The sequence below is a fragment of the Pseudomonas sp. AGC41 genome, assembly GCF_057334555.1.
Genome location: NZ_JBHFJB010000004.1, coordinates 54,229 through 60,194 on the forward strand (window position 1 = coordinate 54,229; position 5,966 = coordinate 60,194).

The 5,966-nt window shown below is 60.4% G+C and carries 6 protein-coding genes; 3 read left to right on the plus strand and 3 right to left on the minus strand.

The genetic code is table 11. The features are described 5' to 3' along the window. Positions 1 to 46: 46 nt before the first annotated feature. The gene (locus tag ACE04F_RS00655) at positions 47 to 961 is read right to left on the minus strand and encodes a DUF808 domain-containing protein (protein ID WP_486104047.1); all 915 of its coding nucleotides are present in this window, start codon (positions 959 to 961) and stop codon (positions 47 to 49) included. Positions 962 to 1,091: 130 nt separating this feature from the next. Between ACE04F_RS00655 and ACE04F_RS00660 the strand changes: the two genes are divergently transcribed. Then, on the plus strand, positions 1,092 to 1,697 hold the full coding sequence (locus tag ACE04F_RS00660) for a TetR/AcrR family transcriptional regulator (protein WP_407683818.1): 606 nt from the start codon (positions 1,092 to 1,094) through the stop codon (positions 1,695 to 1,697). A 129-nt stretch (positions 1,698 to 1,826) separates the two neighbouring features. Here ACE04F_RS00660 and ACE04F_RS00665 read toward each other — a convergent pair whose 3' ends face one another. Both ACE04F_RS00665 and ACE04F_RS00670 read right to left on the minus strand, forming a co-directional pair. Next, positions 1,827 to 2,285, minus strand: coding sequence for an REP-associated tyrosine transposase (locus ACE04F_RS00665; protein WP_486104049.1), 459 nt, complete (start codon positions 2,283 to 2,285; stop codon positions 1,827 to 1,829). 210 nt (positions 2,286 to 2,495) lie between these two features. Then, positions 2,496 to 2,930 (minus strand): GlcG/HbpS family heme-binding protein, encoded by a 435-nt coding sequence (locus ACE04F_RS00670; protein WP_486104050.1) that lies wholly within the window; start codon positions 2,928 to 2,930, stop codon positions 2,496 to 2,498. A gap of 267 nt (positions 2,931 to 3,197) precedes the next feature. Here ACE04F_RS00670 and gcl point away from each other — a divergent pair, with 267 nt between their 5' ends. Then, the gene (gene gcl / locus ACE04F_RS00675; RefSeq protein WP_486104052.1) at positions 3,198 to 4,973 is read left to right on the plus strand and encodes a glyoxylate carboligase; all 1,776 of its coding nucleotides are present in this window, start codon (positions 3,198 to 3,200) and stop codon (positions 4,971 to 4,973) included. Positions 4,974 to 5,101: 128 nt separating this feature from the next. Next, entirely contained in the window at positions 5,102 to 5,884 is a 783-nt protein-coding gene (hyi, locus tag ACE04F_RS00680; RefSeq protein ID WP_486104054.1) for a hydroxypyruvate isomerase, read from the plus strand. Positions 5,885 to 5,966: the final 82 nt, after the last annotated feature.

Here is a 5,966-nt window from a genome sequence, read left to right on the forward strand (position 1 = left end):
CATTCGCGAGCAAGCTCGCTCCCACATTTGTTTCGTATTGCCAGTTCTAGCCTTTCAGCGCTTTCCAGATTTTGCTCACGACGAGCACACCCGCCAACACCGCTGCCCCCGCGACAATCCCCGCCACCGCATTGAGCAGCGTCGGCACGATGAACCCGGCGCCGCCGGCACTGGCCGCTACGCCTTCGATCCAGTGATGCAGCGCCGGTACGCCATGGGTCAGGATGCCGCCGCCCACCAGGAACATCGCCGCCGTACCGATCACCGACAGGCTTTTCATCATGTAGGGCGCGGCGCGCAGGATGGCGCCGCCGATGCTTTTGGCGGCCTGCCCTGGCTTTTGGGTCAGCCACAAGCCCAGGTCATCGAGCTTGACGATCCCCGCTACCAGGCCGTACACGCCGACGGTCATGACAATCGCGATGCCCGACAGCACAATGACCTGCTGGGTCAGCGGCGCATCGGCGACGGTGCCGAGGGTGATGGCGATGATTTCCGCCGAGAGAATGAAGTCGGTGCGCACCGCGCCTTTGATCTTGTCCTTTTCGAAGGCCACCAGGTCCACCGCCGGGTCGGCCACCGCCTCCACCAGTTGCGCATGCCCGGCCTGGTCTTCAGCCCTGCTGTGAAGGAACTTGTGGGCGAGTTTTTCGAACCCTTCGAAACACAGGTAAGCACCGCCCACCATCAACAAGGGCGTTACCAGCCAAGGCACGAAGGCACTGATTGCCAACGCCGACGGCACGAGGATCAGCTTGTTGATGAAGGACCCCTTGGCCACCGCCCAGACAACCGGCAGCTCCCGCTCGGCCCGCACGCCGGAGACTTGCTGGGCATTCAGCGCCAGGTCGTCGCCGAGCACGCCGGCGGTTTTCTTGGCGGCCATTTTGGTCATCAGCGCCACATCGTCGAGCACGGTGGCGATGTCGTCGATCAAAACCAGCAAACTGCTTCCAGCCATGGAGGGGCTCCTTGAACAATAATGCTGCGCAGCATACCGCGAGCGGGCCGCCTCGGGGCATTCTTGAGCGTCTCGCGAGGCCGGTGCTACCATGCGCCACCGCCAGAACCGGCAAGGAACCCCAGGGTTTATGAGCACTATCCGCGAGCGCAACAAAGAACTGATCCTGCGTGCCGCCAGCGAAGAGTTTGCCGACAAGGGCTTCGCCGCGACCAAAACCAGCGACATCGCGGCCAAGGCGGGCCTGCCCAAACCCAACGTCTACTACTACTTCAAATCCAAGGAAAACCTCTACCGCGAGGTTCTGGAAAGCATCATCGAGCCGATCCTCCAGGCTTCCACGCCCTTCAACGCCGACGGCGAGCCGGGCGAAGTATTGAGCCACTACATCCGCTCCAAGATCCGCATCTCCCGCGACCTGCCTTTCGCCTCGAAAGTCTTCGCCAGTGAAATCATGCACGGTGCCCCGCACCTCAGTGCCGACCTGGTCGAACAACTCAACGCCCAGGCCAGACACAACATCGACTGCATCCAGACCTGGATCGACCGCGGCCAAATCGCCCCCATCGACCCCAACCACCTGATGTTCAGCATCTGGGCCGCCACCCAGACCTACGCCGATTTCGACTGGCAGATCAGCGCCGTGACCGGCAAGGCCAAGCTCGACGAAGCGGATTACGAAGCGGCGGCGCAGACGATTATCCGGTTGGTTTTGAAGGGGTGTGAGGTGGACTGAATCACCGCGGCGCCCCATTCGCGAGCAGGCTCGCTCCCACAGGGTTTTGCTGTGAATACAGAATCTGCGAGCAACCTGAATCCCTTGTGGGAGCGAGCCTGCTCGCGAAGGCAACGCCTCGGTTTCAAGTCAAAACCAGATGGCATCCCACAGCGGATAGTCGCCTAGTCGCTTTACCAGCCCTGCCCGCTGTGGGTTGGCGACGACATAGCGCGCCATAAATACCAGATCGTCTTCCCGCCGCAGTGCCCGGTCATGAAATCCTCGCTGCCAAAGGCTGATTTTATTGTTCAGGCGCAGATTCACAGCCTTGGCACTCAGTGATTTAGTCCTTTGCATCAACTCACTCAAGGATCCCTTGCGCAGTTCGATCAACCAGTGGAAATGGTCGGGCATGACCACCCAGGCTAACGAGTTGGCAAAACCCTGGTCCTGAGCCTGTCGAAATTGACCGACGACCAACCTGCCGAGGAAGACGTCCTTGAAAACAGGCTCCCGCCCAAGTGTATTCGTGGTTAATAGGTAGATCCGATTGGATTCGGAATAGCGGCCGATACGCAGCCGATGTGAAACAGATAAGCCAGGCATTCCATGTCCTTTTTTGGTTGAGCCAGGAGGAAGGCTAGCCCGCCGAATGTCCAGGCGTAGTACCAACTTTTAGCTGGATGTGTCAGTAGGATTGCCTTCGCGAGCAGGCTCGCTCCCACAGGGTTCGTTGTTGGCTTCAAAACTGCGAACAACCCAAATCCCTTGTGGGAGCGAGCCTGCTCGCGAAATGGCAGGCTCAGTCAGAACACATCAAGCCCCCGCATCCGCCCTCAACCCCAACACCTCCACCGCCCTCACCGCCACCTGCTCATCCACATCCGAAACGTCCCCGCTAACACCAATCGCCCCCATTACCTTCCCGTCCTGATCCCTGATCAACACCCCGCCCGGCGCCGGCACGATGTTGCTTTGACCCAGACCATTCAACGCCGCAAAGAACGCGGGGCGTTGCTGGGCGTCCTGAGCCAGCAGGCGTGAGCCCTTGCCCAGGGCGATTGCGCCCCAGGCCTTGCCAATGGCGATTTGCGGGCGTAGCAGACTCGCGCCGTCCTCGCGCTGCAAGGCTATGAGGTGTCCGCCGCTGTCCAGGATCGCGACGGTCAAGGGGGCTGCGCTGATCTCGCGGCCTGCGGCAAGGGCTTGCCCTGCCAGGCTGACGGCGATTTTCAAGGTGAGATCGCTCATGGGTGCTGTCCTTCTTTGGTCATGGGAGAGCCTCGAGGCTTTACTTTCAGCAAAACCGAATTCAGCAAATAGAACACAACAAGAGCTAATTTTGTATACAATAATTTTCTCAATTCACCTTAAACGACAAAAGGCATCAGAAAAATCTGGCATCTGACGAACCAAACAGCTGCTTGAGAAAATCAATTGACCTAAGCCGCCCGCCGTGAATAAACTCTATCCCACAGCCACTTGTATACAATTACAAAACGTAAGAGGCACAAAACGATGAGCAAAATGAGAGCAATCGAAGCCGCCGTCCTGGTGATGCGCCGCGAAGGCGTGGACACCGCCTTCGGCATTCCGGGTGCCGCGATCAACCCGCTGTACTCCGCCCTGCAAAAGGTTGGCGGCATCGATCATGTCCTCGCTCGGCACGTTGAAGGCGCCTCGCACATGGCCGAGGGCTACACCCGGACAAAAGCCGGCAACATCGGCGTGTGCATCGGCACTTCGGGGCCGGCGGGCACCGACATGGTCACTGGCCTCTACAGCGCTTCGGCCGACTCTATCCCGATCCTGTGCATCACCGGACAAGCGCCCCGCGCCCGTATGCACAAGGAAGATTTCCAGGCGGTGGATATCACCAGCATCGTCAAGCCGGTGACCAAATGGGCGACTACGGTGCTGGAGCCGGGACAGGTGCCCTACGCCTTCCAGAAGGCCTTCTTCGAGATGCGCTCCGGCCGTCCGGGTCCGGTGCTGATTGACTTGCCGTTCGACGTGCAGATGGCCGAGATCGAATTCGACATCGACGCCTATCAGCCGCTGCCCCTGGCCAAGCCGGCCGCCAATCGGGTGCAGATCGAGAAGGCCCTGGCGATGCTGAATCAGGCCGAGCGCCCATTGCTGGTGGCCGGTGGCGGCATCATCAATGCCGATGCCAGCGACTTGCTGGTGGAGTTTGCCGAGCTCACCGGCATCCCGGTGATCCCGACCTTGATGGGCTGGGGCACGATTCCGGACGATCACCCATTGATGGTCGGCATGGTCGGCCTGCAAACCTCGCACCGCTACGGCAATGCAACCTTGCTCAAGTCGGACGTGGTGCTGGGCGTTGGCAACCGTTGGGCCAACCGCCACACGGGTTCGGTGGACGTCTACACCGAAGGCCGCACGTTCATTCACGTCGACATCGAACCGACCCAGATCGGCCGGGTATTCACCCCCGACCTGGGCATCGTTTCCGACGCAGCCTCGGCCCTGACCGTGTTCATCGAAGTGGCCCGTGAGTGGCAGGCTGCCGGCAAGCTGAAGGATCGCAGCGCCTGGCTTCAGGATTGCCAGCAGCGCAAGGCCAGCCTGCAACGCAAGACCCATTTCGACAACGTGCCGGTGAAGCCGCAGCGCGTCTACGAGGAAATGAACCAAGTGTTTGGCAAGGACACCTGCTACGTCAGCACCATCGGTCTGTCGCAGATCGCCGGGGCGCAGTTCCTCCACGTCTACAAACCACGCCACTGGATCAACTGCGGCCAGGCCGGTCCTTTGGGCTGGACCATTCCGGCCGCGCTGGGAGTGGTCAAGGCCGATCCGGATCGCCAGGTCGTGGCGCTGTCGGGCGACTATGATTTCCAGTTCATGATCGAAGAACTCGCGGTGGGCGCACAATTCAAGCTGCCCTACATCCACGTCGTGGTGAACAACTCCTACCTGGGCTTGATCCGCCAGGCTCAGCGCGGCTTCGACATGGACTACTGCGTGCAGCTGTCGTTCGACAACCTCAACGCCCCGGAACTCAACGGTTATGGCGTGGACCACGTGGCCGTGGCCGAGGGTCTGGGTTGCAAGGCATTGCGGGTGTTCGAGCCGTCAGGTATCCAGCCAGCGCTGCGCAAGGCCCAGGAGATGATCGAAGAATTCAGGGTGCCGGTGATCGTCGAGATCATCCTTGAGCGGGTGACCAACATTTCCATGGGCACCGAGATCAACGCCGTCAATGAATTTGAAGACCTGGCGCTGGTGGGTAACGATGCACCCACCGCGATTTCATTGCTCGACTGACCTTCTCCTGTGGGAGCGAGCCTGCTCGCGAAAGCGGTGGGTCAGTTGATAGAGATATGGCTGAAAGGCCGTCATCGCGAGCAGGCTCGCTCCCACAAGGACCTGCCAACTATTTACAGGAGACCACCATGCCGCGTTTCGCCGCCAACCTGTCCATGCTGTTTACCGAGCAGGATTTCCTCGCCCGTTTCGAAGCGGCCGCCAAGGCCGGTTTCAGTGGTGTCGAATACCTGTTTCCCTACGACTACAGCTCCGCTGAACTCAAGACCCTGCTCGATGCCCATGGCCTGACCCAGGTGCTGTTCAACCTGCCAGCCGGCGACTGGGCCAAGGGTGAGCGCGGTATCGCCTGCCTGCCGGACCGGGTCGAGGAGTTCCGCGCCGGGGTCGACCTGGCGATTGCCTATGCCAAGGTGCTGGGCAACACCCAGGTCAATTGCCTGGCCGGGATCCGTTCGCAGAAGTGCGACGAAGCGCTGGCAGAAAAAACCTTCGTCGCCAACCTGAAGTACGCCGCGGAGAAGCTCCAGGGCGCCGGCATCAAGCTGGTGATGGAAGCCATCAACACCCGCGACATTCCGGGTTTCTTCCTGAACAACACCGCCCAGGCCCTGGCGATCCGCGAGCAGGTGGGCAGCGCCAACCTGTTCCTGCAATACGACATCTATCACATGCAAATCATGGAAGGCGACCTGGCCCGGACGCTGTCGGCGCACCTGGGCGAGATCAACCATGTGCAACTGGCGGACAACCCGGGCCGCAACGAGCCCGGCACCGGCGAGATCAATTATCGGTTCCTGTTCGAACACCTGGATCGCATCGGTTATCAGGGTTGGGTCGGCTGCGAATACAAGCCGCTGACCACCACCGAAGCGGGATTGGGTTGGCTGAAAAGCCATAACGCGATCTGACCTGACACGAGCTTTTGTGGGGGGGGGGGTTGCTCCCGCTCGGCTGCGAAGCAGACGCATGTTTTTTTCACCGATGGATTTC

Coding starts and splice junctions, on each gene's coding strand:
- ACE04F_RS00655 (WP_486104047.1), bottom strand. CDS start 961: ATGGCTGGAAGCAGTTTGCTGGTTTTGATCGACGACATCGCCACCGTG.
- ACE04F_RS00660 (WP_407683818.1), top strand. CDS start 1,092: ATGAGCACTATCCGCGAGCGCAACAAAGAACTGATCCTGCGTGCCGCC.
- ACE04F_RS00665 (WP_486104049.1), bottom strand. CDS start 2,285: ATGCCTGGCTTATCTGTTTCACATCGGCTGCGTATCGGCCGCTATTCC.
- ACE04F_RS00670 (WP_486104050.1), bottom strand. CDS start 2,930: ATGAGCGATCTCACCTTGAAAATCGCCGTCAGCCTGGCAGGGCAAGCC.
- gcl (WP_486104052.1), top strand. CDS start 3,198: ATGAGCAAAATGAGAGCAATCGAAGCCGCCGTCCTGGTGATGCGCCGC.
- hyi (WP_486104054.1), top strand. CDS start 5,102: ATGCCGCGTTTCGCCGCCAACCTGTCCATGCTGTTTACCGAGCAGGAT.